The sequence below is a fragment of the Occultella kanbiaonis genome, assembly GCF_009708215.1.
GTDB classification, from domain to species: Bacteria; Actinomycetota; Actinomycetes; order Actinomycetales; family Beutenbergiaceae; genus Occultella; species Occultella kanbiaonis.
In genome coordinates this window covers 1,833,680-1,858,021 of record NZ_CP046175.1, presented here as the reverse complement: position 1 = coordinate 1,858,021, position 24,342 = coordinate 1,833,680, and the positions used below count along the sequence as shown (strand labels likewise).

Below are 24,342 nucleotides of genomic sequence, written 5' to 3'. Positions count from 1 at the left end.
GTCCTCGCGGTTCACGCGAGGAGCACCCGGGCGCCGGGCGCCACGTCGTGACCCGCATGCTCGGGGTCGAACCCGGAGCGCACCCGCGTCGGGCGACCCGCCACCCCGTGGTCCCCGGTGGGCGCCGGCGTGAGCAGGCCCGGCGCGGCGACGTCGCCGAGCACGATCACGGCGGGATTGCGCACCCCGACCTGCTCGGCGCGGACGACCAGCTCCCCCAGCGGCGCACGGGTGACCCGCTGGGCCGGCGTGGACCCGTTCTCGACGATGGCCGCGGGCAGGCCGGGGTCGGACCCGGCGGCCAGCGCCTGGTCCACGATCCGCTCCAGCATCGCGACGCCCATCAGGATGACGACGGTAGCGCTGCGGTGTTTCAGACAGGTGACGGCGGCCTCGTCGAGCCCGTCATGGCCACTGAGCACGTGGAACGCGGCCACGGTGCCGCGGTGGGTCACCGGGATGTCCGCGAGCGCAGGCACGGACAGTGCGCTGCTCACCCCGGGGATGATCTCGACGGCGATGCCGGCCTCCCGGCACGCGATCGCCTCCTCGCCGCCGCGGCCGAACACGAACGGGTCGCCGCCCTTGAGGCGCACCACCACGCGGCCCCGCCGGGCGTGCTCGAGGAGGATCTCGTTGATCTCCTCCTGCGGCACCCGGTGGTGGCCGGGCACCTTCCCGACGTCGATGACCTCGACGTGCGGCGGCAGGTCGTCGAGCACCTCGGTCGGGGCCAACCGGTCCACCACCACCACGTCCGCCGTCTGCAGCGCTCGCCACGCCCGCAGGGTGAGCAGGTCCAGCGCGCCCGGGCCGCCGCCGACGAGGATCACCCGGCCGGCGCCGCCGGAGGCGGTGCCGGCACCCGCGGCACCACGAACCCGCGGCGCGCTCACGCGGCCGGCTCCGCTGCGCCGTCGGGCAGTCCCACCTGCACCACGCCGTCGGTGACCCGCACGGAATAGGTGACCAGATGCGCGTGCGCGGGGTCCAGCGGGGTGTAGCCGACCGGGTCGAGACACGCACCGGTCTCGAGGCTGAACACCTGCTTGTACATCGGCGCCGCGACCGTGGGCCGGCCCTGCCGGGTTCCGACGATCCCGCGGGACATGACGTTAGCGCCGCTGTACGGGTCGCGCTGCTGCACGGCCCGGACGGAGTCGTCCGGGAGCCGGAACAGGGCGACCTGGGCGCCGTCCACGAGGGCGGCTGCCCCGCGCTCGACCGCGAGCTCGTCGAGCAGGCAGACGCGCACCCAACGCAGCCCGACGGCGGTGCTCGCCTCGTCCGCGGCGGTGGCGGCGGCGCTCATGAGCGGACCGCCAGGGTGGCGCCGGCGATCAGGACGGGGGCGCCGGTCTCGGCGGCGGCCTCGCGTTCCGCCTCGGTGGCCGGGCGGATCTGACCACGCTCGGGCACGTAGGCCAGGTCGGGGTCGGGGGTGGCCGGGGCGTTGACGAAGGATCCGAACCGGCGCAGCTTCTCCGGGTCCTCCAGCACCGCCCGCCACTCGTCCTCGTAGTTGCCGACGTGAGCGGCCATCGCGGTGTCCAGGTCCGCGGCGATGCCGAGGGAGTCGTTCATGATGACCTCGCGGACGCCGTCGAGGCCGCCCTCGACGTCCTCGATCCAGGGCGCGGTGCGCTGCAGCCGGTCCGCGGTGCGGATGTAGTACATGAGGAACCGGTCGATGGTGCGGATCAGCGCCTCGGAGTCGAGGTCCTCGGCGAGCAGTTGCGCGTGCCGTGGGGTGAACCCGCCGTTGCCGCCGACGTAGACGTTCCAGCCCTTGTCCGTGGCGATCACGCCGACGTCCTTGCCGCGGGCCTCGGCGCACTCGCGGGCGCACCCGGAGACCCCGAGCTTGAGCTTGTGCGGGGACCGCAGCCCCCGGTAACGCAGCTCCAGCTCGACGGCCATGCCGACCGAGTCCTGCACGCCGTACCGGCACCAGGTGGAGCCGACGCAGGACTTCACGGTCCGTAGCGACTTGCCGTAGGCGTGCCCGGACTCGAACCCGTGCTCCACGAGCCGGCGCCAGATCTGCGGCAGCTGCTCGATCCGGGCGCCGAACATGTCGATGCGCTGGCCGCCGGTGATCTTCGTGTAGAGGCCGAAGTCCTTGGCGACCTGCCCGATGACGAGCAGCCCGTCCGGGGTGATCTCGCCACCGGGGATCCGCGGCACCACGGAGTAGGTGCCGTCCTTCTGCAGATTCGCCATCACGTGGTCGTTCGTGTCCTGCAGGGTGGCCTGCTCCCCGTCGAGGATGTGGCCGTTGCCGAGGGAGGCCAGGATCGAGGCGACCACCGGCTTGCAGATGTCGCAGCCGCGGCCCGGCCCCAGGCCGTCGGGCGCTTCCGCGGAAGCGGCGCTGACGGAGCCGAGAGTCCCGACGGCGCCGAACCGGCCGATGATCTCGCTGAACGTGTGCAGGTCCGCGACCCGGACGGCGTCGAAGAGCTGCGCCCGGGACAGGTCGAAGTGCTCGCAGAGGGCGTTGGAGACCTCCACGCCGGCCCGTTCGAGCTCGGTGGTGGTGAGCTTCTTCACCAGCGGCAGGCAGGACCCGCAGGAGGTGCCGGCCTTGGTGCAGGCCTTCACGCCGGCGACGTCCGTGCACTCGTGCTCGGTGACCGCGGCGCGGATCGTCCCGGCCGTCACATTGTTGCAGGAGCACACGGTGGCTGCGTCGGGCAGTTCCAGGCTCGCCGCGCCGCCGGTGGACTCCGGCAGCAGGAACGCACCGGGATCCCCCGGTAGCTCGCTTCCGACCATGGGACGAAGCGATGCGTACGGAGTCGCGTCCCCGACGAACACGCCGCCGAGCAGGGTGCGGGCGTCGTCGGAGAGCACCAGTTTCTTGTAGACGCCGGCCACCGGGTCCGCCCAGACGAGCTCCATCGCGCCCTCGGTGCGGGCGAACGCGTCCCCGAAGCTGGCCACGTCGACACCCTGCAGCTTCAGCTTGGTGGCGGTGTCCGCGCCGGGGAACGTGGCCTCGCCACCGAGGAGACGGTCCGCGACCACCTCGGCCATCGCATACCCCGGGGCGACGAGGCCGATGCAGCGGCCCTCGATGCACGCGACCTCACCGACCGCCCAGACGTGCGGGTCCTGCGTACGGCAGCCGAGGTCCACCACGGCGCCGCCGCGGTCCCCGATGTCCAGCCCGGCGGCCCGGGCCAGCTCGTCGCGGGGACGCACGCCCGTGGCGACGACCACGACGTCGACATCCAGCCGGCCGCCGTCGACGAAGTCCAGCCGGCCCACGTGCCCGTTGCGGCGGGACGGGCGCATCTGCGCGGTGGCGGTGTCGGTGCGCACGGCGATGCCCATGTCGTTGATGAGGCGCTTGAGTGCCTGCCCGCCGCCGAGGTCGATCTGGGCGTCCATCATGTGCGTGCCGAACTGGATCACGGTGGCCTGCGCGCCGAGCGCCTTGAGCGCGCCGGCGGCCTCGAGGCCGAGGAGGCCACCACCGATGACGGCGCCGCGGACCGGGCGCTCGAAGTCGGTGGACCTCCCCTTGCCGGCGGCGGCACGCTTGTCCTCGACCCAGCCGCGCAGGGCGGCGACGTCGTCGATGGTGCGGTAGACGAACACGCCGGGCAGGTCGTTGCCGGGGATCGGCGGCATCGCCGCGCTGGATCCGGTCGCGAGGACGAGCTCGTCGTAGTGGTGGGTGCGCCCGAGCCGGTCGGTGACCTGGTGGTTGTCCCTGTCGATCGCCGTGATCGCACAGTCCCGGTGCAGCGTGACGAGCGGGTCCTCCCACAACGCCGGGTCGCCGAGCGTGAGCTCCTCGGGGTCACGGGCGGAGAAGTAGGAGGTCAGGGCCACCCGGTCGTACGGCTTCGCGGCCTCCTCGGCGAACACGCTGATCCGCCAGGCGCCTGCGCCGTCCCGGGCGCGCAGGGCCTCGACGAGGCGCTGGGCCACCATGCCGCCACCGACGACGACCAGGTGCTTGGGCTGGTTCTCGGTCTGGCTCATCAGAACTCCTCCGGGGATCGTCGACCGGCTGCCGATCGGCAGTGGTGGGGCGATGTCGGTGACGCTATGCGGCGGCGGTTTCACGTCAGTGCCCCGCCCGTTGCCCGGTCGTAACGTTGTTCTCACTCGCCGCCCTGGCCTGGTGAGAGATCGCGTCGCTGCGGCCCGACGGCGTTGGCCGGGTAGGTCCCTCGGCCGCGCCGAGCCAGTCCAGCAGGCCGCAGACGGTCTCCTTGCAGCTGCCGCACCCGGTGGTGGCGCGGGTGGCGCGCGCGACGTCCGCGGCGGTGTGGGCGCCGGCGCGGCAGGCCGTCACGATGTCTCCCTTCGTGACCCCGTTGCACAGGCACACGGTGGCCGAGTCCGGCATCCGCTCCGGGGTGGCCGCGGGGGCCGCGGCACTCGCGAGGGGCCGGATCAGCAACTGCGCCGGGTCGGCGGGGACCGGGGTGCGGCGCGTGTAGGCGGCGCTCAGGTCCGCGGCCACGTCGGGCGCTCCCACGCAGGTGGCGCCGACGAGCAGCCCGTCGGCCACGACCACCTCGATATGCCGCCCCGCGGCCGGGTCGGACAGCCGCACCGAGCGGTGGGCGGAGTCCGACCTGCGACGGGCGCCGCTGACGCCCATGGTGACCACCTCGAGGCCGGCGGCCTTGAGCCGGACCACGTCGGTGCCGGCGGCGAGGGCCGGCGTCGACGCGGGCACGGCCGGGCGGGACACCACCCCGGTGTTCAGACTGAGCCGCAGCGCCATGCTCGGCCGCTCCGGCCGGGCCGCGGTGGGCGGCCCCTGATCCGGGCGGGTGAGCCGGCCCGCGAGCCGGCGGGCCTGGTCCCACCCCTGGGCGATCAGACCGGCTCCACCCTCGGGCGGCTGGGCGCAGTCCCCGATCGCGAAGATCCTCGGGTCGTCGGGGCTGGCCAGGTCCGCGCCGACCAGCACCCCCCGGTCGACGGCGAGGCCTGCGGAGCGGGCCAGCGCGACCTCCGGAGCGGTGCCGCAGGCGAGGACCACCAGATCGGCCGCCAGGGTGACCGGGTCCTCCCCCGCGTCGACCTCGATCCCGGTGACCCGGCCGTCCTCGACGACGACGCGCCGGGTCCTGGCCCGGGTCCAGGTGGCGATGCCGAGGCCGGCCAGGGACGCCTGCGCCACCCGGCCGGCGTCGGCGTCGAGCTGGCGGTCCATCACGGTCCCGGCGGCGTGGATCACGGCGACCTCGAGCCCCCGGCGGGCCAGCCCGCACGCGGCTTCCAGGCCCAGCACCCCGGCGCCGATGACGACGGCGCGGCGGGCGTTCGCGGTCGCCGCGACGATCTCGCGGGCGTCGTCGAGGGTGCGCAGCGCGTGCACGCCGGCCGGCAGGTCGCCCTCGAGGCCGGGCAGGTCCGGGATCCGGGCGACCGAGCCGGTGGCGAGCACCACCCGGTCGTAGTGGTGCGACCCGGAACTGGTGAGCACGGTCCGCGAGGCGCGGTCGATCGCGATGACCGGGGCGCCACGCTCGACCCGCACCCGGTCGCCGTCGGGCTCTGGCAGTGCGAGGGCGGAGAGGTCGACCTTGCCGGCCACCACCTCGGAGAGCAGCACCCGGTTGTAGGGGTGGTACTCCTCCTCGCCGAGAAGGGTCACGTCGAACTCGGCGTCGGCGTCCCGGGCGGTCAGGTCGGCGACGAAGCGGGAGCCGACCATGCCGTTGCCGACCACCACGATCCTGGTGCGTCCGGTCACGGGGCGACCCCCTGCGCGGCCAGCGGCTCGGCGGCGGCGGGGAGCAGCGGGGTCACCGAGACGGCGCAGACCTTGTACTCCGGCATGTGCGAGATCGGGTCGGTCGCGTCGGTGGTGATCCGGTTCACGCTGCCGGCGCCGCTCCAGTGGAACGGCATGAACACGGTGTCCGGGCGGATCCGGTCGGTCCAGCGGGCGGGTGCCTGGATGGTGCCGCGTGCGGACGTGAGCCGGACCCGGTCGCCGTCGGCGATGCCGAGCCGGAAGCCGAGGATGGGGTGTAGCTCCACGAACGGCTCACTGCTGAGGCGCTCGAGCTCGGGCACCCGGTGGGTCTGCGCGCCGGACTGGTAGTGCTGCAGGACACGGCCGGTGACGAGATAGATCGGCGCGTCGGGCCGGACGTCGTCGCTGGGGCCGGCGTGGTCGACCGCGATCATCCGGGCCCGCCCGTCCGGTGTGGGGAAGCCGTCCAGGAACAGCCGAGGCGTGCCCGGGTGGTCCGGGCCGGGGACCGGCCAGAACAGGCCGGGGCCGCCGTCGGCCTCGTCGGCGTCGAGGCGGGCGTGGCTCAGGCCGGCGTAGTCCGCGATCCCGCCGGCGGAGGCCGCGGCGAGCTCGTCGAAGACCGCGGCGGGGTCGGTCGCGAAGTGCACGTCGGAGCCGAGCCGGCGGGCCAGCTCGGCGAGGATCCACAGTTCCGAGCGGGCCTGTCCGGGGGCGTCGACGGCGCGGCGGCGCCGGATCACGCGGCCCTCGAGGGAGGTCATGGTGCCCTCCTCCTCCGCCCACTGGGTGACGGGCAGCACCACGTCCGCGCGCAGTGCGGTCTCCGAGGGGACGAAGTCGCACACCACGAGCAGGTCCAGGGCAGCCAGCCGGTCCGCGACCCGGTCGGCGTTCGGGGCGCTGACGAGCACGTTCGAGCCGTGCACGAACAGCGCCCGGGGGCCGCCCGGGGTGCCGAGCGAGGTAAGCAGCTGCACCGCGGGCTTGCCGGGGCCGGGGATCGTGGCCGGGTCCACGCCCCAGACCCGTGCGACGTGGGCGCGGGCGGCCGGATCGTCGATCTTGCGGTAGCCGGGCAGCTGGTCGGACTTCTGGCCGTGCTCGCGTCCACCCTGCCCGTTGCCCTGCCCGGTGATGGCGCCGTAGCCGGAACCGACCCGGCCGGGCAGGCCGAGCACCAGGGCGAGGTTGATGGCGGCGGTGACCGTGGCGGTGCCCTGGGTGGACTGCTCCACCCCGCGGCCGGTGAGGATGTAGGCACCCGGTCCCCCGTGCACCGGTGCGGCGGCCGCGAGGAGCCTGGCCGTGGCCCGCAGCTGCGCCGCCGGCACCCCGCACACGCCTTCGGCCCGTTCGGGCCACCACGCCGCCACGGAGCGCTGGACCTCGGCCGCGCCGGTGGTGCGGTCGGCGAGGTAGGCCTGGTCCGCGAGCCCTTCGGTGAGCACCACGTGGGTGAGCGCGAGCAGGACCACCAGGTCCGTGCCGGGCACCGGCTGCAGGTGCACCCCACTCTCGCCCTCGGCACCGGTGAGGGCCGCCGTCGTGCTCCGACGCGGGTCCACCACCACGAGACCGCCGCGCTCGCGCGCACCGGCCAGATGCTGCACGGACGGCGGCATCGTCTCGGCGAGGTTGGACCCGAGCAGCATGACCGCGCCGGCCCCGGCGAGGTCGGCGAGCGGGAACGGCAGCCCGCGGTCCGCGCCGAGGCTGCGGTTCGCCCCGGCCGCGGCGCTGGCCATGCAGAACCGGCCGTTGTAGTCGATGTTCGGCGTGCGCAGGACGGTCCGGGCGAACTTTCCGAGCGCGTAGGCCTTCTCGTTCGTGAGCCCGCCGCCGCCGAACACCGCGATCGCCGCCGGGCCGTGCTCGGCCCGGATGGCCCGGACCCTGCTCGCGATCACCGTGAGTGCCTCGTCCCAGCCGGCCGGGTGCAGCGCACCGTCCGCGCCACGCAGCAGCGGGGTGGTGATCCGGTCCGGGGTGGACAGCACCTCGGCGCTCGTCCAGCCCTTCTGGCACAGGCCGCCGAGGTTGGTCGGGAACTGCCGGGGCGTGATCGTGACCGGCGTCGGCCCGGTCCCTGCCTCGGGACGGGTCAGGCTCATCGCGCACTGGAGCGCGCAGTACGGACAGTGGGACTGCGTGCCGACGCTCATACGCTGCTCAGATCCCGGCCGCAGCCATGGCGGAGCCGCGCCGCGCGTAGACGGCCCAGGTCACCACGGCCATCACCGCGTAGACCCCGATGAAGATCCACAGCGCCGGCGCGAGCGAGCCCGCGATCGAGCTCGACGCGGCGAACCCGCGCGGGATGAGGAACCCGCCGAACGCACCGATCGCGCCCGCGATGCCGATGCAACCGGCCGCCGCCTTCACTGCAGCCGGCCCACCGCCGTCGACCCGGAACACGGCCGGGATCATCCGGTACGTCGACCCGTTGCCGACCCCGGTCGCGACGAACAGCACGAGGAACGAGGCGAAGAAGAGGCCGAAGCTGCCCCGGTCCAGGGCCGCGATCGCACCGGCCGCGCCGAGCCCCATCACCACGAACGAGGCGATGGTGACCCGTGCGCCGCCGACCCGGTCGGCGATGATGCCGCCGAGTGGCCTCGACACGGAGCCGACGAGCGCCCCGAGGAACGCGATGGACAGCGTCACGGTCGGGAACTCCCCGCGCAGCAGCGTCGGGAACACCCCGGAGTAGCCGATGAAGGACCCGAACGTGCCGATGTACAGGAACGAGATGATCCAGGTGTGCCGGTTGCGGGTCGCTGCCGCGAACGAGCGCAGGTCCGCCTTCGCGGTGGACAGGTTGTCCATCCGGCGCCAGGCAAGGAACGCGGCCAGCAGGATGAACGGGATCAGCATCAGCCCGGCCCGCTCCAGCGCGATGCCCGCGCCGGTGACGATCACGAGCGGCACCGCGAACTGCACGGCCGCGGTACCGAGGTTCCCACCGGCGGCGTTCAGCCCGAGGGCCCGGCCCTTCTCCCGCTCGGGGAAGAAGAACGAGATGTTCGCCATCGAGGAGGCGAAGTTGCCGCCGCCGACGCCCGCGAGCGCCGCGATCGCCAGCAACGCCCCGAACGGGATCTGCGGGTTCTGCACCGCGATGGCCAGGGCGATCGTGGGCAGCAGGAGCAGCAGCGCACTCACCACGGTCCAGTTCCGGCCGCCGAAGATCGGCACCGCGAACGTGTAGGGGATCCGCAGGGTCGCCCCCACCAGCGACGGCACCGCGATCAGCCAGAACTGCTGGTCCACGGTGAGCGCGAACCCCGCCGCACCCAGCTGCGGCACCACGATCGACCACAGCGCCCACACGGAGAAGCCGAGGAACTCGGCGAAGATCGAGACCCGCAGGTTCCGGCCGGCGACCTTCGCGCCGCCGTCACGCCAGAACGTCGGGTCCTCGGGGTCCCAGTGGTCGATCCACCGCCCACCGCGGTGGGTGACCTGCCCGACGGCGGTGGTCGCCGCCGCGGGCGCGGCGCCTCGATCCGTGGTCTCCTCGGTGGTGCTCGACGGTGTCGCAGGCGCAGACATGGCGGCTCCTCACGCGCTCGGTGTCAGTACCGAGGACGGTAGGAACCGCGTGTTTCACCGGCCCGCGCGGGCGGTTACCCGCCCGTAATCATTTCCGCACAGGCCGGTCGGGCTCGTTGTGAGAGGAACGCGCCCGGGCTCGCTCGAGCGGCCCGGAGGCGGCGATCAGCCCTGCGCGCCGGCGATGTCCTCGTGGTGCCGGATCACCTCGGCGACGATGAAATTGAGGAACTTCTCCGCGAACACCGGGTCCAGCCCGGCCTCCTCCGCGAGCGCGCGCAGGCGCTTGATCTGCCGTTCCTCACGTGCCGGGTCCGACGGCGGCAGACCGGTGCGTGCCTTCAGGCGGCCCACCGTCTGGGTGTACTTGAACCGCTCGGCCAGCATGTGCACGAGCGCGGCGTCGATGTTGTCGATACTGCCGCGGATCCGGACCAGCTCGGCCGGAAGGTCCACGTCTGTTCCCTCGCTCATGGACGCCCATCCTAGGCAGACGTCCGCTTCATGGGAGTGCAGTCCCACGGACCGAACGGCGGCGCCGCGCGCTAGGTTTGCGGAATGGCGACGCTGCTGGAGCTGCACCACCGGACCCTGACCGTGAGCCGTGACCTGGTGGGCCGGGTGGGCCCGGACGCACTCGGGGCGCCCACACCGTGCGCGGACTGGGACCTGGGTGCGCTGCTCGCGCACATGACCGGCCAGAACCACGGCTTCGCCGCCGCGGCGGACGGACCGAGCACCACCACCGAGGACTTCCTGCCGCGGGACGTGGCCGCGGACCCGGCGGCCGGCTACGACACGTCGGTGGACCGGGTGCTGGCCGCCGTCGCCGCCGAGGGGGCCACCGAGCGGACGTGGCACCTGGCGGAGTTCTCACCGCGCCAGGACTTCCCCGGGCAGAGCGCGCTCGGCTTCCACCTGATCGACTACGTGGCCCACGGCTGGGACGTGGCTCGCGCGCTCGGGACGGACGTGGCGTTCGACGACGAGGTGCTCGCGACGGCCGTGCGGATCGCCGAGCAGGTGCCCGACGGTCCCGCGCGGCTCGTCCCGGGCGCCGCGTTCGCGCCGCGGCTCCCGGTCGCGGACCCGGACTCGGACCTGCTGGCCACGTTCCTGCGGTTGCTCGGCCGCGACCCCGCCTGGCGCGCCTGACCCGGCCCGTCGCTCAGGCGCCGAGCCCGCGCGAACGCCCTCAGGCGCGGCTGCGGTCCGTGCTGCGCGTGTACGCGGTCTCCCCCGGGGTGGACGCGTCGTTCCAGCGCAGGATCGCGCCAACACCGTCGACGAGAGTGACCGAGTCGGCGTCCGCGACCGTGATGCCCGCGCCCTGTTCCAGGGCCGCCCGCCCGATCGCGAGGTCCGCGCGCAGCTCGGTCGGCTCGGTGACCCCGAGGTCGGTGAGGTCGGAGCGGGTCAGGGCGAGTTCGAGCGCGCCGGGTCCAACCCAGAGCAGCCGCTGCGCGATCGCCGACGGCGGCCCGGCCACCTCCTCGGTGATCACGAGTTCGGCGACCTGCCCTCGGCGCAGCACCTCCACCACGTCCTCGACGCCGGACACGGCCGCACCGTCCCGCCCCTGCTCCTGGCGCAGGTGATCGAGGGCCGCCTCGCGCCGCCGGTCCCGGAACTCGCCGAGAGCCTGACCGATGGCGGCATCGAACGCACGGTTGTTCACACCCTCGGTTCGGGCGCCACCCTCCACCTCCGCGAGGATCTCCCGCGCGGACTGACCCAGGTCCGCCCGCACCAGGGACACGGCGCGCAGGTCCCCGGTGAGCAGCAGCAGCTCGGGACGCCGCTCGGCCACGACGCGGTCGATCTCGGTGGCGACCACCTCGGCGTTCCGCTCCCAGGAGTCCTCGGCGCGGTTCTCGATGCGCTTGTGTGCGAGCGGACCGAGCTGCGGCTTCGCGAGCTCGTCGTGATCGCCCTCCACGCTGTGCTGCTCACGGGTGGCCTGCAGATCGGTGGTGTCATGCAGGCTCAGGTCCGCCCCCGCCCGGTCCACCGTGACCAGCAGGTAGCGCACGCCGCAGTCCGCCACCCGAGCGAGCGCGAACGCGTGCGGGGCGTCCCCGACGACGGCCCTGTCGACACCGGGCGGCGCGGCCAGGGACCGGTCCAGGTACACCCGGCTCCCCGCGGCGACCACCACCCGGCCGTGCGGGCCGCTGAGCCAGGTGGGCCGGGACACCGTGTCGTCGATGGCCTCGAGCAGCGCGCCGTCGGTGCCCTGCTTGTGCAACTGACGGCGAAGATCGGCCCACCGGCCGAGCACCGTCTGGTCGCCGCTCTCACTGGTTCGCGTGGCGTCCAGGATCACGGTCACCACCGGCTCACCGGCCGGCAGTTCGGGGACATTCAGGCGCATTTGCTCCTCCGCAACGTTGCTCGGATCCCGCTGGTGAGACTGTCCCCCAACCTTGCATCAACGGCACTGTGCGCGCCACTGCTTACGCCCGCCCGGGCCGAACCCGGGTCCGCGCCGGTGACGCCGGCGTCGGCACCGGGGCCGGGCCGACGCGGGCCGCGGCGTCGGCTACAGTCAAGCCATGGTCCTGTGCACCCGCCTGTGTTGTTGTTGAGCCGAGCTCCGACCCACGCCGCGCGGCGCGTTCGCACCCCGACCGCCGCTGCACCCCGCACGACCTCACGGCCCGACGACGGGCCCGCCTCAGCCGATCAAGCGCTCGGCGCTCACGAACCGTTCCCGGCCCACACCACCTCTCCTAGCCCCACGCAAGGACACTGAGATGAAGTACGCAGAAACCATCGTCGACCTCGTCGGGAACACCCCGCTGGTCAAGCTCAACCACGTCACGGCCGGCATCGCAGCCACCGTGCTGGTCAAGGTCGAGTACTTCAACCCGGGAGGGTCGAGCAAGGACCGGATCGCGACGAAGATCATCGAGGCCGCCGAGGCCGAGGGGAAGCTCGGCCCGGGCGGCACGATCGTGGAGCCGACCTCCGGCAACACCGGTGTCGGGCTGGCCCTGGTGGCCCAGCAGCGCGGGTACCGGTGTGTGTTCGTGGTGCCGGACAAGGTCGGCGAGGACAAGCGCGCCGTGCTGCGCGCCTACGGGGCCGAAGTGGTCGTCACGCCCACGTCCGTGGCGCCGGACAGCCCCGAGTCCTACTACTCCGTCTCCGACCGGCTCACCGCGGAGATCCCCGGGGCGTTCAAGCCGAACCAGTACGAGAACCAGAACGGCCCCCTCTCCCACTACGAGAGCACCGGGCCGGAGATCTGGCGGGACACCGACTCGCGGATCACCCATTTCGTGGCCGGGGTCGGCACCGGCGGCACGATCAGCGGCACCGGCCGCTACCTCAAGGAGGTCTCCGAGGGCGCGGTCACCGTCATCGGTGCCGACCCGGAGGGGTCGGTCTACTCCGGCGGGACCGGCCGCCCGTACCTGGTGGAGGGCGTCGGCGAGGACTTCTGGCCGGGCGCCTACGACCCGTCCGTGGTGGACGAGATCATCGCGGTGTCCGACGCCGAGTCGTTCGAGATGACCCGGCGGCTCGCACAGGAGGAGGGCATCCTCGTCGGCGGCTCCAGCGGCATGGCCGTGGTCGCCGCGCTGCGGGCAGCGAAGAACCTCGGGCCCGACGCCGTCATGGTCGTCCTCCTGCCGGACGGTGGCCGCGGCTACCTCGGCAAGATCTTCAACGACGCCTGGATGCGCTCGTACGGCTTCGCACCCGACTCCGAGGAGCGCACCGTGGCCGACGTGATCAGCGCCAAGACCGGGCACCTTCCGGACCTCGTGCACGTGCACCCGGCCGACACCGTGCGCGAGGCCATCGACATCCTCAACGAGTACGGCGTCTCCCAGGTGCCGATCCTGTCCGCCGAGCCCCCGGTTGTGATGGGCGAGGTCGCCGGCTCGATCAGCGAGCGCACCCTCGTCGACCTCGTCTTCTCGCGTGAGGTCGAGCTGACCGACCCGGTCTCGAAGGTGATCGGCCCGCCGCTGCCGCTGATCGGGGCCACCGAGTCCGTCCGGTCCGCCCGGTCCGCCCTGGCCGACGCGGACGCCCTTCTGGTCACCGAGGCGGGCAAGCCCGTCGGTGTCCTGACCCGGCACGACCTGCTCGCCTACGCGGGCGTCTGAGGAGAGGAACCATCATGACCGAGGACCACGGGAACGACCCCCACAGCGCCTCCGGTGCCTTTGACACCCGGGCCATCCACGCCGGCCAGGCGTTCGACCCGACCACCGGCGCCGTCATCCCCCCGATCTACCAGACCTCCACGTTCGTGCAGGACGGCATCGGTGGACTGCGCGGCGGCTACGAGTACAACCGGAGCGCCAACCCGACCCGGAGCGCGCTGCAGACCCAGCTCGCCTCGCTCGAGGGTGCGGCGCACGGGTACTCGTTCGCGTCCGGGCTCGCGGCGGAGGACGCGTTGCTGCGTGCCGCGATGCGCCCCGGCGACCACGTGGTGCTCGGCAACGACGTCTACGGCGGCACCCACCGGCTGATCTCGAAGATCCTCGGCGGGTGGGGCATCGAGATCACCACCGTGGAGATGGGCGACCTCGACGCCGTCGCCACCGCGATCCGGCCGAGCACGAAGGTCCTCTGGGTGGAGACCCCGTCGAACCCGCTGATGAAGATCACCGACATCGCCAGCCTGGCGCAGGTCGGTCACGACCGGGGTCTGCTCGTGGTCGTGGACAACACGTTCGCGACCCCGGCACTGCAGACCCCGCTCGCCCTGGGCGCGGACGTGGTGGTGCACTCGACGACGAAGTACCTCGGCGGCCACTCCGACGTGCTCGGTGGCGCAGTGCTGCTCAACGACGACGAACTGGCCGAGAAGGTCGGCTTCATCCAGTTCGCGGCCGGCGCGGTCTCCGCCCCGCTGGACGCCTGGCTCACCACCCGCGGCATCAAGACCCTCTCGGTCCGGATGCAGCGGCACAGCGAGAACGCCCAGGCCATCGCCGAGCACCTCGCCGGCCACCCGGCCATCGAGCGGGTCTACTACCCGGGCCTGCCGGACCACCCCGGGCACGGCATCGCCTCGACCCAGATGTCCCGGTTCGGGGGCATGGTCTCGCTCGCTCTGACGGCGGGCCCGACGGCGGCCCGTAGCCTCGCCGAGAGCACCCACCTGTTCCAGCTGGCCGAGTCGCTCGGTGGCGTCGAGTCGCTGATCGGGTACCCGCCCGAGATGACGCACGCCTCGGTGCGGGGCACCGAGCTCGCGGTGCCGGAGAACGTGGTGCGCCTGTCCGTGGGCATCGAGGACGTCACCGACCTGATCGCAGACCTGGACGACGCGCTGGGCCGGCTCGGCTGACTCGTCCCACGGTTGCGAGCGTCACCACGATTGTGACCATCCGGTGCCGCGCGGACACTACTGGGTGTGACCGACGATTCCGATGAGTCCGTGTGGCAGCGGGTGCTTTCGGGGGACGCCCCGGCCTACGGCACGATCTGGCGCCGCCACCGGGATCGCGTCTTCCGTCATCACCTGACCTGTGGCACCCCGGCGTCGGACGCGGAGGACCTGACCGCCGCGACGTTCCTGGAGTTGTGGCGACGCCGCGACGCGGTGCGCTTCGTGGATCGCTCGCTGCTGCCATGGCTGATCGTCACGGCGCACAACGTGTCCCGCAACGCCGCACGCTCACGGCGCCGCTACCACCGCTTCCTGGCCGCCCTGCCGCCACCGGCCGAAGTCCACGATCATGCCGAGGATGTGGTCGACGAACACGACGAACGGCTCGTCGTGGTGCGTGAGGCAATGGCCGCGGCGCGTCCCGCCGACGCGCGGCTGCTCGCGATGACCGCCGTGGAGGGCTTCACCATCCGGGAGGCGGCCGCGGCACTGGGACTCTCGGAGTCCGCGGCCAAGATGCGCCTGTCTCGCTTGCGCAGATCTCTTCGAGCCGTGATCGGCGAACAACCACTCACCGAAGGAGGGTCATGATGGCTGCTGACTTCACCCCCGAGCGCTCCGAGGCGATCGAGCGGGCGCTCATCGAGCATGTGTCGCGTCATCCCGGCCGAGGGCGTCACGCGTCCCGGACGATCGCACTCCTGGTCTCCGGTGCCCTTGTCGGGGCGGGCGCCACCGCCAGTGCGTTCGCTGCCACCGACACCCCGCCGCCCGTCGTCGCCGAGGCCACCGCCACACCGGACGGTGAGCCCACGCCGGACCTCCCGGACGCCGTCGTGGCACCGGCCGGGGTGGTGCCGGGATCCCCGGTCATCTCGCTCCTGGGCGAGCCGCTGTCCCTGACCGTCGACTCCGACGTCCAGGTCCCGCTGACCGAGCGACCGCCAGAGGCAACCCACGCGCGAGTCATCGTGACCGCATCGAGCGCGGGTTCGCTGAACTGGGGCACTGACGCTGGTGGGAACAACCCGTCGGCCCAGTGGTCGGCGGATGAACTCACCGACGGTCCGTCGTCAGCCAGCTGGTACGACTTCCCACTCGACGGCTCGGTCGACACGCTGTATCTGGAACCGGCCGGCTTCACCGGCATTGTCACGGTGCAGTACGTCGCGCACCTGCCGACGTTGCTCGGCCTCAACGCGAACGGTCAGACCTACGGGGCGACAGGGACCTCGCAGGGCGAGCCGGACCTGATCGCCGTGTTGGCCACCAACGGGCTGTTCGGTTACGTCGACCGGGACATGCTCGACGAGGCGTCGGGTGCCCACGTCACCGATCCGGAGGAGGCGCTGGCGTGGCAGGAGCAGCACGCCGGCGAGGTCCGGCTGCTACCGGTCTACGAGTCGGACGGCACCACGCAGGTCGGAGAGTTCTCAGTCGGCGGTGGCTGAGTCGCTGGTGGGCTGTTCCCACCAGGTGAGACGAATGCGGCGCAGCCTGTGGACGTCCCGGCGGATTCCTAGACTCGCGGCATGCAGGCCACCCTCGACATCACCCCGCTGCGCAGCCTCGTCGCGGTCGCCGACCACGGCGGCTTCGCACGGGCCGCCGAGGCGCTGCACCTGACCCAGCCCGCGGTGAGCCAGCACATCCGCAAGCTCGAGAAGGCCGTCGGGCGGGACCTGGTCACCAAGCGCGGCCGGGTCAGCGTGTTCACCGAGGCCGGCACCCAGCTGCTCGACGAGGCCCGCCTGATTTTGAGCGCCCACGACGGCGCGCTCGGACGGCTGCAGGCCCTGCCGACCACGATCGTGGTCGGCTCCACCGAGCACGGCGCCGAGGACCTGCTCCCCGTCGTCGCCGACGCCCTGCGCGCCGCGAACCCCGGCGCCACCGTGCGGTTCCGCGTGGACCGCGGCGCCCGGCTGGCGGAGGAGGTCGAGCACGGCACCGTGGACGTGGCCCTGCTGCTCGGCACGGACGACGCCACACCCGGTGATCTGCCCGCCGCTCCCCTGCCGCTGAGCTGGTTCGCAGCGCCCGGCTGGCGCGCCCCCGAGCACGGCGCGATCCCGGTGGTCGCCTTCGACGCCCCCTGCCGGATCCGGGACCGGGCCCTGCAGGGCCTGGCCGAGGACGGCCGCCCGGGCGAGGTGGCGGTCGACTGCACCTCACTGTCCGGCGTTCTGGTCGCGGTCCGGTCCGGCCTCGGCGTCACCGCCCTGCCGCTGCAGGACGCCGTCCCCGGCCTCGTGCTCCGCCCGGACCTGCCGGATCTGGAGCCGATCCCGCTGCGCGTCCGCGCCCGGGTCGGTGCGATCGACTTCGGCCGGGTGGCCGCGCAGGCCATCCGCGACCACCTGCGTTCGGACTCGGACACCCACGTCCGCACGTTCGTCACGGCGAACTGACCCGAGCCCTCCACGTCCAGGTTCAACCCACGGCACTCCGTCCCGCAGGACCTCCCCCGACGACTGGGCTGGACAGGCGGGCCGTAACCCATCGATGGCATGCTTCCCGCGGGTATCGGGCCCGCTCCCGCCGGCGGTGGCGGGACGGACGGCGTGGGACCGCACCTCGAGCGCCAGGCCGCCGAGGCTGCGCTGAACGCGCTTGCCGAGGCCGACGCACAGGCCCGGCTACGAATGTTCACCGACCGCGCGGGGCCCCACCGGAACCGGCTCGACCGGCTGGGCACCGCGCAGAGCACGGCCGCCCCGGCCACCCCAATGACCGTGGCGTCGGGGGAGCGCGCCAGAAGCGCACGGACGAACGCGCTCAGGCACTGACCAGGCGAGACATGGCCTCGTCTGGGGCGTCCTACTGCGCCCGCTCCGGCGAACGGCCAACCTTCGCCCGTTGAAGGCGGGGTGGCTCCGGGTCGAACGTGTCCAGTTGCTCCCGCGACAATTGCAGGATGTCATCAGCTGGGCGCATCCCGGATCCGCGGGCGGTCAGGTAAAGCCGCGCCCCGAGCGCTGTCGGCATTGCCCACACGTACTTCATGTTTACGGGCCCGCCCTGGATCGCGAGACCGTGGCCGAAGTCCACCAGCAGACCGTCGCGGTTCAACGCGTTGAAGGCGTCCACAATCTTCACCCCGTGGTTGCCGACTGCAGCCTCGAAGTCGGCCAGGTCGGTGGTGACCGTGAAGCCCAAGGTCGCATGAAACGCGAATGGGCGGGGCCACTCCCCGCCCTCGGGCTCCACGGACCTCGGGAGCGCGGAGTAGATCGCGTTGTGCACCCGGGTCTGTAGCGCGGTCATATTGGCGGCGATCCGGGCGAGGTACGCCATCCCGTCGTCCTGGCCGTCCGGGCTTCTGGCCGAGTTCAGCAGGCCCGCGAGGTACTCCTGCTGCACGTCGTCGTTGACCCATGAGCCAGCGTCTAGCACCTCGTGTGCTACCCGAGGGTGCACGCCGCTGTCGCCGCTCGGCTTCCTCCGCGCGGCGCGTTCCAGGATGCGCTTGAAGTTCTCGGCACGCCAGGCCGAGTACACGGCTTCGAGGTCCTTGCCGAACTGCTGGATCGTTGGGCCAAGCACCTGCTTGCCGACGAGGATCGCCGCACCGACTACCGCAGCGGCCCCAGTTACCTCAACCATGCCTCGGAGTGTGACATCCGCTCGGCGTGGTCGTCCGGCGAACGGTGTCCCGATTTTGTGGCTTGGACCCTAGATAGTGCGTCCACGATGTTAAGCATCCCCGCCTTGAGGGCGAGGACCAGGTCGAGCGCCTCCGCCTCGCGCACCTCACCGATGTTCAACCGGTCGGGGCGCGTCCGCGGGGCCTCCTTCACGAGACATCGGGGCGGGATCTCCCCCGTTCCCCTCGAGATTCACCTTGCGACATTGCATGCCGACGACGTCCCTGGCCGCGAACGGGAGTTCGAAAATTCCTCGCATCGTTCGAAGGGATCGCACCTGCGAGGGCATATGTACCGATGACACTGTATTGAGTGCGAGCCCGACCAAAGGTGCCGGGCAGGTACGGAAGGCCAGTGACATGAACGCAACCGCAGGGCCCACAGCGCCGAGGCGGCTCACGCGGCGCCTACGGCATCAGGGGCGCTGTCCAGTGAGGCGCCGCGGGCCGCCCATCGCGGTCTCCCTCGTCCCGCTACCCGAGGTGCTCGATCCCGGCTCGCTCGCCACCTGGTGCGCCCTGCACACGAACGCACCGCGCCGTGTGCGCGCCGAGGCGATCGCGCTCCTGCTGCGCTGGCAGGTCATCGGCGCACTTGAGATCACAGCCGAGATCGCGGACGAGCTGCGTAGGCACCACGCCAACGCTCAGCACAAGCTCACCGCGAGGGCATCATGAAGCGCCTGCACCCGCTGCCAGTTGGACTACTGGACCCGGTACGTGGTGACCGCGAGAGCCTCGCTCAGGCCGTCGCCCGGTTCGATGCAAGCCTGGTTGCGTGGGCGCACCAGCACGACGCCGAACCCCCCTGTCCCACGCCGCGTGGGCGCTGCGGCTCGACCTCACCGAGCAGTTCGCTCCACGCGAGCGCCTGGGCCGCTGCCAGCGTTCCGAGATCCAACGAACCTGGCGTCTCGCGCATCGGCTGATCGGATGACCGAGCGCTACGGAACATGCCGTCCCAGCGCGGATGCGCGCTCATCTTGCGCGTGTACTGTGACAAACATGCGGGACCGGCACGTGCGCAGCGCCCTCCACGCCCAACTTACGGCGGAGCATTGGGCGGACGCTGACGACACGGTGCGCGTCGACGAACTCGGACTGTGCGGTGAAGTCCGCGTCGATGTCGCCGTCGTCAACGGGACGCTCTCCGGCTACGAATTGAAGAGCGCATCTGACACGTTGCGGCGTCTCCCAACCCAGGTCGACGTCTACTCGCGGGTGCTCGATCACGCCACCCTGGTCGTTGCGGAGAACCATGCGGAGCATTCGCTGGCACTGATCCCCGAGTGGTGGGGTTGTCTTGTCGCTGACTGGGACGGGGCTCACGTGACGCTACGTGAGCACCGTCCAGCCGGCACCAACCCCGGGATCGTCCCGTATGCGCTGGCACAACTGCTCTGGCGCGACGAGGCTCTCTCGCTGCTAGAGCGTCACGGCGCCGACCGCGGGGTGCGGAGCAAGCCACGAACCGTGCTCTGGCAGAGAATCGCAGAGCGAGTCGCCTTAGATGACTTGCGCGCCGAAGTGCGCCAATGCCTCAAGGGCCGACAAGACTGGCGAGTTGGTCCGTGACCACCTGAAGGTGGTGCCTTGTTCCGTAGTCTCTCCACTTCGCCGCGCCGCCCCCGCCCTTGTCGGACACCGCAACCTCCTCCACCCACTTCTCTAGGTCACAGTGATCGACCCCCATGTAGGCGGGCTGCGCGAGCAGAAGGCGGCAGACGGGGGGCACTGCTTCGGCTCCGAGGCTCTTGCCACCGTTCCCCTTGAACAATCCGCCCCTTGCGATCAGCCACGCATCATCCGTGGTGTATCGAAGCGTGGCCGAGATATTCATGAACTTGGGATCGACGTCCGAGGTAGGGTCCGGGCTCGCGATCCCATAGTCGCCGAACGTCGGCACACGAGCACCGGCCGCGAGCGCTCCCCGGAGCTCGCCGTACAGCAACCAGTCTCGACGCGGCAGCGTGTGAGCACCCTTCCCTGGCGGCATCGTCTTGGGCATGCCCGCTCCCGCCACGATCAAGCTCTTCCACCGATCGAGATGGCGGATCGTGCGCAGCTCCCCGGTTATCGCGGCGAGTGCTGCGGGACCGAGATCCTCTCCCAGATCGAGAACCAGGTGCACCCGCTCGGGTCCGAGAGAGAACGAAGCCAGGAGATCATCGACGGCAGAATCGCCGGCGATAGTCGGCCACTCGTCGATAGCCAGCCGCACACAGAGATCGGACATGTCACGAGCGACTACGTCGCGGGCGGCCTGAAGGTACTCGTCTGTCCTGTCTGGCGAAACGACTGGAGTGAGGGCCAAACCCGACGCCGCGGCCCGCTCGGTCAGCCACACGAGCGCATGTTGGCCTGTGTCCATGGCCCCATCCGGCAGGAACACCAGGTCAATAAACGCGTCCTGCGTGCCCCAAGCCTTCAAGATCTGGTCAGGCACCTTCTGAACGTGCTCGTTGACGTCACGCTTGGGTGCATCGGCGTCGAAGTTCCAGTCGATCGGTGCGACCACGAGTATCGGTGTCAGCGCCGATCGCACGTGACCACTCAGAGCAGTGAGTGCGCCACGCTCCCCCTGTTTCGCGAGCAGGATTGGTACGTAGTGCCCAGACGAGATTGCATCCATGCCTGCCTTGCCTTCCTTGGCGGAGACCGGCACCACTCTGGGCCGGACCGCTCCACACTCCCACCTGGCAACGCGGGCGCGCAGGCAAACTCCGCTCGCGCGTAGGGACGTTTCAGCCCTCAGCCGACCTCTCGCCCTATGCGGACCGGTCGGTGGCGAGGCCGGCGGGGGGATGGCCGCGGCGAGCTCGGTGAGGCGGGCGAGGACCTAAGGTCAGAGCGCCAGCCGCGCATGCGCGGGCGGGATGGCGAGAACGCACGCAAGGTGTAAAGAGTCATGCCGCAACGCTTGACAGCGCGTGCACCATGGTCGTCTTGCCCGCCTGCGTGTAGCCCGGTGCCAACCAAGCACGTTCAGGGCATGCTTAGCCCATGAGCACTCGCAGACCACGCACAAGCGGACCGGCTGGAACTACGCCACGGTCGAGCGGCTGCTCCGCAACCCGGTCCTCGCGGGGATGACGGCGTTCAACCCCGGCAACGACACCAAGGTTCGCGGGGACGGCCTGGTCAGGGATAGCGACGGGCTGCCGGTCGTGGACGAGTCCGCAGCGATCATGTCCGTCGGTGAATGGCAGGCTCTGGACGAGCGCGACTCGGGCCAGTCGAAGCCGCGTGCGCTTCGCTCCGAGACCCTCGGCGCTGCTCTCGGGTCTGGTCCGGTGTGGCCACTGCGACGCCCGCATGCACCGCGGCACCACCCAGGGACGCCACAGCTACTACTGCCCGCGCTGCCACATGGCCATCTCGAACATCGAGGAGCGAGTTCCTCCGGCAGAAGGGCCCGTACGAGCGCTGGTCGGTTGTGGACGACGTCGAGGAGGGCGGCGCGGCGATGCTGCCGGAGATCGAGCATCGGCTCGCCGAGCTCAGTGCCGAGCTCGAGGCTACCGACGCTGACGCCGAGGCCGAGCGGCTGACCGAGGAGATGGGCAACCTTCGGCGGGTGCGCCGCGAGGCACGGGCGACGGCTCCCCGAGTAGTCCAGCGGGAGGTCCGCAGCACCCAGCGGTTCGGCGCCGACTGGGCCGAGGCCGAGACGGTCGAGGAGCGCCGCGGGGTACTGGTCGGCATCGTGGTACGCCGAGGCCGAACCGGGCGCGGTCTCGACACGTCACGGCTGACGTTCAAATGGAAGATGCCCGAGCAAGTCGGCCCCATCGAGGTCCCCGACGATGAGACCCTCGCCGCCTAGGGCCTCTGACGAGGGCTGCTAGCGCGGCAACTTTTTGGCAGCACTCTCGATCGTCCTGTTCAGGTCGTTGAGCGTATTGCGCAGGTGGTGGAGCGAGCCGTCCGGCGCATCCCTGGCCTCGCGCCAATCGGAAACATCCACATCGATCTCCAACGGGTCAACCGGCGCGTGGGGCCCTTCAGCCTCGACCCGGATGTGATACATCTGGGATTCCTGCTCCTTCAGCAGGTCGTAGCCTGCGCCTAGCGACCAGCTGATGGTGCGGCCGGGCGAGATCGACTTGATGCCAGACCCTGCGAGCCGTTCCTGCACACCCACGATCTTCGTTGCCATCTGGTCACCAGCGGGCAGGGGTGGATCTATGGTCACCTGCACGTTGTGCGCCATGGTTGGGCCCGAATTCCCGACCGCAAAGTTGAGCAAGGTGCCCTGCTGCATGTCGGGCAGGATGTCGGCCCACACGTAGGGCTGCTGGCTCCGCCTCGCCAGCTCCTCCTGTAGGTGGGTCTGGGCGACGGCCGTGGCGGCTTGTTCCCGCTGGACCTCGGTCTGGGCGATCGCGGCGTCCGCCTGAGCGCGCTGGACCTCGGTCTGGGCCGTTACGGCGGCGGCTTGGCGCTTGGCTGCGATGGCAGCTATCCCAGTGAAGATGAGGGCTACCAGCGCGACGACGGCGCAGGCACTGGCTATCCACGCTGACGAGTCCATTGCCCATGGATATCAGTGTCAGGGTCGGCGCGTTAGCCGACTGACACCGAGTTCGCCCACGCAGTGAGTTCCTAAGGAACGTCAAGCCACTTGGCGGTTTGTAGGCTTGGTGTTGGCGGGCTGGGATGTTGGAGCGCTCTGCGACTCCTGTGACTCCTGGCCCGCCGCCTGCTTGCGGCGCTCCCGCATCCGCTTGTGACGGATGTTGTCGCGCCGCCGCGGTTCGAGTTGATAGCGCTCCTGGACGATTGCGCGGCCCTCAGCCTCGCTGATGACGGTGCCGTCGACGTCGCGCAGAACGTAGTGCTCGTGGTTGCGCATGCAGGTCGCGATCCGGGTCAGGTAGATCGTTGCCAGGTGGCAGATCGCCGAGGAATGGTGGCGATCACCGGCCATCAGCCGCTGGTACTTCGCAGCGATCTGCGGGTCGACCTTGCGTGCCTGATCGGCAGCGGCGAACAGCATCTCGCGTAGCAGCGGGTCGCCGGCCTTGGTGATGTTCGATTCGACTTTGGTGACCCCGGACTGACTGACCTTGGGCACCAAGCCGGAGTAGGCGCGGATCGCAGCCAACGAGGTGAACCTATGTGGGTCGCCGAGCCGGCCGGCGATCACGGCGCTGATGGTAGGTCCGACGCCGGGAGCTGAGGCGACGATGCCGTCGGGATCGGCGTCGGCGTAGAGGTTCGCGATCCGCTCGTCGATCTCCTTGATCTGGCCGGTCAGGAACAGTGCCTGCTCAGCCTCATGTGCGATGTCGGCGGCGAGCTCGGCGAAGTCCATCCGTCGCCGTCCCCTATTCCCCACAGCGCGAGAGCCTCCTTCGCCGCGACGATCAGGGCAGCGGCGCGGTCCTCGCGCCACGCACCGCGGGAACGGGCTATCAGGAACCTGGTGAGCCGGGCCTGACCGAGCCGGATCACCGCGTGCGGGTCGGCGTAGCGGGCCAGGAACTCCAGCGCGGCTATGCCGTAGCGGGCGTTGATGGCCTCGTACCAAGCCGGGCCGAGGAGCTCGATCAGCGCGTCCAGCCGTGCGAAGACCGCGGTGCGACGCTTGACCATCGTCGATCGCTGCTTGGTCAACCGACGCAACGGATCGGCCGGCCCCTGACCGGAGTACTCCCGCAGACCTTCAGGGTGCAGCAGCGGCAGCCGGGCGAGCAGTTCGGAGTCGATCCGGTCGTTCTTGGTGTGCTTGGAGTAGTACTTGCGCAGGTCCGAGGACTGCGTCGTCGGGACCATCACCACCTTCGCGCCCCGGCGGCGGAACCACTCCGCGACCACGATCCACGCGTTCCTGGTCGGCTCGACCACCACGGTCAGCTCGGCCGGGTCCGCGAGCTCGAGATCGTCCCAGAGCCGCTCGAGCTCGGCGGATCGGGTCCAGAACTTCCGACCCCGCCACACGGTCTTGCCCTCGACCGCGAGCGTGGCCTGATGAGCGGCCCGGCAGGCCACATCGATTCCCAATGTCAGCGCCATCGGCGTCCTCCTGTCAGTCACTTTGCGAAT

24 protein-coding genes and 2 pseudogenes are annotated in these 24,342 nt (G+C 71.3%); 12 read left to right on the top strand and 14 right to left on the bottom strand.

The window, feature by feature from the left end; genetic code table 11:
* Positions 1–11: 11 nt before the first annotated feature.
* From cobA to GKS42_RS08485, 7 genes are all read right to left on the bottom strand, one after another.
* Complete coding sequence (cobA, locus tag GKS42_RS08515; RefSeq protein ID WP_232847981.1) at positions 12–896, bottom strand: uroporphyrinogen-III C-methyltransferase; 885 nt, start codon at positions 894–896, stop codon at positions 12–14.
* Entirely contained in the window at positions 893–1,312 is a 420-nt protein-coding gene (gene nirD, locus GKS42_RS08510) for a nitrite reductase small subunit NirD (protein WP_154793431.1), read from the bottom strand. Before nirD ends, cobA begins: the two co-directional genes overlap by 4 nt.
* On the bottom strand, positions 1,309–3,996 hold the full coding sequence (nirB, locus tag GKS42_RS08505) for a nitrite reductase large subunit NirB (RefSeq protein ID WP_154793430.1): 2,688 nt from the start codon (positions 3,994–3,996) through the stop codon (positions 1,309–1,311). Before nirB ends, nirD begins: the two co-directional genes overlap by 4 nt.
* An 85-nt stretch (positions 3,997–4,081) precedes the next feature.
* Positions 4,082–5,728: an FAD-dependent oxidoreductase gene (locus tag GKS42_RS08500; protein WP_232847980.1), complete on the bottom strand. Its 1,647-nt coding sequence runs from the start codon at positions 5,726–5,728 to the stop codon at positions 4,082–4,084.
* On the bottom strand, positions 5,725–7,848 hold the full coding sequence (locus GKS42_RS08495; RefSeq protein ID WP_232847979.1) for a molybdopterin oxidoreductase family protein: 2,124 nt from the start codon (positions 7,846–7,848) through the stop codon (positions 5,725–5,727). Before GKS42_RS08495 ends, GKS42_RS08500 begins: the two co-directional genes overlap by 4 nt.
* A gap of 58 nt (positions 7,849–7,906) precedes the next feature.
* A complete protein-coding gene (locus GKS42_RS08490; protein ID WP_154793428.1) occupies positions 7,907–9,289 on the bottom strand; it encodes an MFS transporter in 1,383 nt (460 codons plus the stop codon).
* A gap of 165 nt (positions 9,290–9,454) precedes the next feature.
* Positions 9,455–9,763 (bottom strand): chorismate mutase, encoded by a 309-nt coding sequence (locus GKS42_RS08485; RefSeq protein ID WP_154793427.1) that lies wholly within the window; start codon positions 9,761–9,763, stop codon positions 9,455–9,457.
* An 84-nt stretch (positions 9,764–9,847) separates the two neighbouring features.
* Here GKS42_RS08485 and GKS42_RS08480 point away from each other — a divergent pair, with 84 nt between their 5' ends.
* Positions 9,848–10,444 carry a TIGR03086 family metal-binding protein gene (locus GKS42_RS08480; protein WP_154793426.1) on the top strand — a complete coding sequence of 199 codons (597 nt, stop codon included), beginning with the start codon at positions 9,848–9,850 and terminating at the stop codon, positions 10,442–10,444.
* 40 nt (positions 10,445–10,484) lie between these two features.
* Here GKS42_RS08480 and GKS42_RS08475 read toward each other — a convergent pair whose 3' ends face one another.
* Complete coding sequence (locus GKS42_RS08475) at positions 10,485–11,663, bottom strand: baeRF2 domain-containing protein (RefSeq protein WP_154793425.1); 1,179 nt, start codon at positions 11,661–11,663, stop codon at positions 10,485–10,487.
* Positions 11,664–12,045: 382 nt separating this feature from the next.
* On the opposite strand from GKS42_RS08475, the gene GKS42_RS08470 reads away from it, so the two are divergent.
* The 6 genes from GKS42_RS08470 (at position 12,046) to GKS42_RS08445 (ending at position 17,437) form a co-directional block, all read left to right on the top strand.
* Positions 12,046–13,410, top strand: coding sequence for a cystathionine beta-synthase (locus tag GKS42_RS08470; protein ID WP_154793424.1), 1,365 nt, complete (start codon positions 12,046–12,048; stop codon positions 13,408–13,410).
* Positions 13,411–13,424: 14 nt separating this feature from the next.
* Entirely contained in the window at positions 13,425–14,606 is a 1,182-nt protein-coding gene (locus GKS42_RS08465) for a cystathionine gamma-synthase (protein WP_154793423.1), read from the top strand.
* Between the two features lie 66 nt (positions 14,607–14,672).
* Positions 14,673–15,239: an RNA polymerase sigma factor gene (locus GKS42_RS08460; RefSeq protein WP_168217789.1), complete on the top strand. Its 567-nt coding sequence runs from the start codon at positions 14,673–14,675 to the stop codon at positions 15,237–15,239.
* Positions 15,239–16,099, top strand: coding sequence for a hypothetical protein (locus GKS42_RS08455; protein WP_154793421.1), 861 nt, complete (start codon positions 15,239–15,241; stop codon positions 16,097–16,099). Before GKS42_RS08460 ends, GKS42_RS08455 begins: the two co-directional genes overlap by 1 nt.
* A gap of 81 nt (positions 16,100–16,180) precedes the next feature.
* Entirely contained in the window at positions 16,181–17,059 is an 879-nt protein-coding gene (locus tag GKS42_RS08450) for a LysR family transcriptional regulator (RefSeq protein ID WP_154793420.1), read from the top strand.
* A gap of 99 nt (positions 17,060–17,158) precedes the next feature.
* A complete protein-coding gene (locus tag GKS42_RS08445; protein WP_154793419.1) occupies positions 17,159–17,437 on the top strand; it encodes a hypothetical protein in 279 nt (92 codons plus the stop codon).
* A gap of 31 nt (positions 17,438–17,468) precedes the next feature.
* Here GKS42_RS08445 and GKS42_RS08440 read toward each other — a convergent pair whose 3' ends face one another.
* Both GKS42_RS08440 and GKS42_RS26460 read right to left on the bottom strand, forming a co-directional pair.
* Positions 17,469–18,254, bottom strand: coding sequence for a hypothetical protein (locus tag GKS42_RS08440; protein WP_154793418.1), 786 nt, complete (start codon positions 18,252–18,254; stop codon positions 17,469–17,471).
* 95 nt (positions 18,255–18,349) lie between these two features.
* A pseudogene (locus GKS42_RS26460) lies at positions 18,350–18,557 on the bottom strand (ATPase, T2SS/T4P/T4SS family); the annotation flags it as partial.
* A 169-nt stretch (positions 18,558–18,726) separates the two neighbouring features.
* Here GKS42_RS26460 and GKS42_RS08430 point away from each other — a divergent pair.
* The gene (locus GKS42_RS08430; protein WP_154793417.1) at positions 18,727–18,972 is read left to right on the top strand and encodes a hypothetical protein; all 246 of its coding nucleotides are present in this window, start codon (positions 18,727–18,729) and stop codon (positions 18,970–18,972) included.
* A 327-nt stretch (positions 18,973–19,299) separates the two neighbouring features.
* On the top strand, positions 19,300–19,869 hold the full coding sequence (locus GKS42_RS08425) for a sce7726 family protein (RefSeq protein WP_154793416.1): 570 nt from the start codon (positions 19,300–19,302) through the stop codon (positions 19,867–19,869).
* Here the strand turns inward: GKS42_RS08425 and GKS42_RS08420 are convergent.
* On the bottom strand, positions 19,835–20,926 hold the full coding sequence (locus tag GKS42_RS08420; RefSeq protein ID WP_154793415.1) for a beta family protein: 1,092 nt from the start codon (positions 20,924–20,926) through the stop codon (positions 19,835–19,837). The genes GKS42_RS08425 and GKS42_RS08420 overlap by 35 nt on opposite strands.
* A 298-nt stretch (positions 20,927–21,224) precedes the next feature.
* Between GKS42_RS08420 and GKS42_RS26910 the strand changes: the two are divergent.
* The 3 genes and pseudogenes from GKS42_RS26910 to GKS42_RS08410 all read left to right on the top strand — a co-directional run.
* Positions 21,225–21,506: pseudogene (locus tag GKS42_RS26910) on the top strand (recombinase family protein); the annotation flags it as partial.
* The gene (locus tag GKS42_RS26905; protein ID WP_354002703.1) at positions 21,493–21,825 is read left to right on the top strand and encodes a recombinase zinc ribbon domain-containing protein; all 333 of its coding nucleotides are present in this window, start codon (positions 21,493–21,495) and stop codon (positions 21,823–21,825) included. The pseudogene GKS42_RS26910 and the gene GKS42_RS26905, both read left to right, overlap by 14 nt.
* Positions 21,731–22,120, top strand: a complete 390-nt coding sequence (locus GKS42_RS08410) for a hypothetical protein (RefSeq protein ID WP_168217675.1) — start codon at positions 21,731–21,733, stop codon at positions 22,118–22,120. The genes GKS42_RS26905 and GKS42_RS08410 overlap by 95 nt, the downstream gene beginning before the upstream one ends.
* A gap of 18 nt (positions 22,121–22,138) precedes the next feature.
* Here the strand turns inward: GKS42_RS08410 and GKS42_RS08405 are convergent, their stop codons facing one another.
* From GKS42_RS08405 to GKS42_RS26450, 3 genes are all read right to left on the bottom strand, one after another.
* Positions 22,139–22,828 carry a hypothetical protein gene (locus tag GKS42_RS08405; protein ID WP_154793412.1) on the bottom strand — a complete coding sequence of 230 codons (690 nt, stop codon included), beginning with the start codon at positions 22,826–22,828 and terminating at the stop codon, positions 22,139–22,141.
* Positions 22,829–22,909: 81 nt separating this feature from the next.
* Positions 22,910–23,611 (bottom strand): transposase, encoded by a 702-nt coding sequence (locus tag GKS42_RS26455; RefSeq protein ID WP_232847978.1) that lies wholly within the window; start codon positions 23,609–23,611, stop codon positions 22,910–22,912.
* Entirely contained in the window at positions 23,551–24,312 is a 762-nt protein-coding gene (locus GKS42_RS26450) for an IS110 family transposase (RefSeq protein WP_232847977.1), read from the bottom strand. The genes GKS42_RS26455 and GKS42_RS26450 overlap by 61 nt, the downstream gene beginning before the upstream one ends.
* Positions 24,313–24,342: the final 30 nt, after the last annotated feature.

Excerpts from the sequence above, each read along its gene's own strand:
- nirD (WP_154793431.1), bottom strand. The coding sequence starts at position 1,312 with ATGAGCGCCGCCGCCACCGCCGCGGACGAGGCGAGCACCGCCGTCGGG.
- nirB (WP_154793430.1), bottom strand. The coding sequence starts at position 3,996 with ATGAGCCAGACCGAGAACCAGCCCAAGCACCTGGTCGTCGTCGGTGGC.
- GKS42_RS08495 (WP_232847979.1), bottom strand. The coding sequence starts at position 7,848 with ATGAGCCTGACCCGTCCCGAGGCAGGGACCGGGCCGACGCCGGTCACG.
- GKS42_RS08490 (WP_154793428.1), bottom strand. The coding sequence starts at position 9,289 with ATGTCTGCGCCTGCGACACCGTCGAGCACCACCGAGGAGACCACGGAT.
- GKS42_RS08485 (WP_154793427.1), bottom strand. The coding sequence starts at position 9,763 with ATGAGCGAGGGAACAGACGTGGACCTTCCGGCCGAGCTGGTCCGGATC.
- GKS42_RS08480 (WP_154793426.1), top strand. The coding sequence starts at position 9,848 with ATGGCGACGCTGCTGGAGCTGCACCACCGGACCCTGACCGTGAGCCGT.
- GKS42_RS08475 (WP_154793425.1), bottom strand. The coding sequence starts at position 11,663 with ATGCGCCTGAATGTCCCCGAACTGCCGGCCGGTGAGCCGGTGGTGACC.
- GKS42_RS08470 (WP_154793424.1), top strand. The coding sequence starts at position 12,046 with ATGAAGTACGCAGAAACCATCGTCGACCTCGTCGGGAACACCCCGCTG.
- GKS42_RS08465 (WP_154793423.1), top strand. The coding sequence starts at position 13,425 with ATGACCGAGGACCACGGGAACGACCCCCACAGCGCCTCCGGTGCCTTT.
- GKS42_RS08455 (WP_154793421.1), top strand. The coding sequence starts at position 15,239 with ATGGCTGCTGACTTCACCCCCGAGCGCTCCGAGGCGATCGAGCGGGCG.
- GKS42_RS08450 (WP_154793420.1), top strand. The coding sequence starts at position 16,181 with ATGCAGGCCACCCTCGACATCACCCCGCTGCGCAGCCTCGTCGCGGTC.
- GKS42_RS08445 (WP_154793419.1), top strand. The coding sequence starts at position 17,159 with ATGCTTCCCGCGGGTATCGGGCCCGCTCCCGCCGGCGGTGGCGGGACG.
- GKS42_RS08440 (WP_154793418.1), bottom strand. The coding sequence starts at position 18,254 with ATGGTTGAGGTAACTGGGGCCGCTGCGGTAGTCGGTGCGGCGATCCTC.
- GKS42_RS08425 (WP_154793416.1), top strand. The coding sequence starts at position 19,300 with ATGCGGGACCGGCACGTGCGCAGCGCCCTCCACGCCCAACTTACGGCG.
- GKS42_RS08420 (WP_154793415.1), bottom strand. The coding sequence starts at position 20,926 with ATGGATGCAATCTCGTCTGGGCACTACGTACCAATCCTGCTCGCGAAA.
- GKS42_RS08405 (WP_154793412.1), bottom strand. The coding sequence starts at position 22,828 with ATGGACTCGTCAGCGTGGATAGCCAGTGCCTGCGCCGTCGTCGCGCTG.
- GKS42_RS26455 (WP_232847978.1), bottom strand. The coding sequence starts at position 23,611 with ATGGACTTCGCCGAGCTCGCCGCCGACATCGCACATGAGGCTGAGCAG.
- GKS42_RS26450 (WP_232847977.1), bottom strand. The coding sequence starts at position 24,312 with ATGGCGCTGACATTGGGAATCGATGTGGCCTGCCGGGCCGCTCATCAG.